3 protein-coding genes are annotated in these 1,206 nt (G+C 70.2%); all 3 read right to left on the bottom strand.

From position 1 onward, the window contains the following. Positions 1-16: 16 nt before the first annotated feature. Entirely contained in the window at positions 17-313 is a 297-nt protein-coding gene (locus ABT08_RS04075; RefSeq protein WP_288114061.1) for a YciI family protein, read from the bottom strand. Between the two features lie 70 nt (positions 314-383). After that, the gene (locus tag ABT08_RS04070) at positions 384-788 is read right to left on the bottom strand and encodes a DUF1003 domain-containing protein (RefSeq protein WP_056210006.1); all 405 of its coding nucleotides are present in this window, start codon (positions 786-788) and stop codon (positions 384-386) included. Positions 789-842: 54 nt separating this feature from the next. Next, on the bottom strand, positions 843-1,206 hold a 364-nt coding region (locus tag ABT08_RS04065), incomplete at its 5' end, for a PhzF family phenazine biosynthesis protein (RefSeq protein ID WP_288114060.1).

Below are 1,206 nucleotides of genomic sequence, written 5' to 3'. Positions count from 1 at the left end.
AGCGTCCCTCGCCCGGTCAGCGCTCGGGTGCGATCGTCCCGTAAGCGCTCGCATCCCAGTCGAGGATGCGCCATCCGATCACCACGCCCTCGATCAGGAACGGGTCGCCGGCGGTGAACCGTTCCGCGGCCGCGCGGTCGCGGAACACGGCCATCGACCCGTCCGCGACGGGGTCGGCGAACGTGCCGATCAGCAGGAGGTCGCCCGAGGAGGCGAACTCCTGCAGGTAGGCGAGGTGCCGGGGGTACACCTCGCGCGCCCGCGTCATCCCCTCGGCGCTGAGTGTCTCGTAACGGCATACGGCGAGCGGCATGTGCTCTTCCTCTCCACGGTGGCGGCGCGGTGGCGCCACCGTTCAGTATCCGCGCTCCCGTGAGCGTGGATCACGGGAGCGTCAGCCCGCGTTCCTCGCACAGGCGGGTGATGAGGGCGAGCTGACGGCGGTTGAGGTCGATCAGCTCCTCGATCTCGCCCTTCGCGGCGACGTTCGTCTCGAAGTCGTGCTGGGCGAGCGCCGCGGCTATGGCATCCTGTCGCTTCGCGACGATGAGCAGGATCGCCCCCTGCAGCCCGGCGAGCATGCTGAGGAACAGGTTGAGCAGGATGTACGGGTAGGGGTCCCACTGCACGGCCGTCGCGTTGACGATCGCCCACACGACCATGAACACGACGAACCCGATGATGAAGCCCCACGAGCCCATGCCGTTGCGCAGGCGGTCGGCGGCGCGCTCGCCGCGGGTCAGCTGTTGCGTGGCCTGGTCGTGCCAGTTGGTGATCGGTCGCTGCATGGCGCCGATCATAGAGATCGATCGGATGCCGCGGCTCGATGTCCGCGGCGGCGATCAGATCTCGACGGCGCTGTCGGGTGCGACGCGGCCCGACAGCGAGACCTCGCCGCCCAGCCAGCGGGTGCGGAGCCTGCAGCCCTCGCCCTGGGTGATGTCGAGGTCGCGCGCCACGAGTCCGGTGAGCCGCACCGCGGCGGCTCCGGTCGCCGGATCCTCCACGATGCCCATGTCGGGCGCGAACATGCGGGATCGCACCGTGCCCGCCGTCTCGTCCGCCCACGCCCACAGATAGTGGTGGCCCTCGGTGAACGTGGCCGGGTCGAGGGCGTCGATCTCGGCCGGCGAGCCGAGCTGCCGGAACGCGAAGTCGGGGGTCCATTCGGGGCGGGCGCGCACCGAGACATCCTCGCCGTCGATG

It is taken from the genome of Microbacterium sp. SCN 71-21 (assembly GCF_001725695.1).
Taxonomy (GTDB): Bacteria; Actinomycetota; Actinomycetes; order Actinomycetales; family Microbacteriaceae; genus Microbacterium; species Microbacterium ginsengisoli.
Note: the sequence above shows the minus strand (reverse complement) of the source record. Positions and strands in the feature narration are given on the sequence as shown.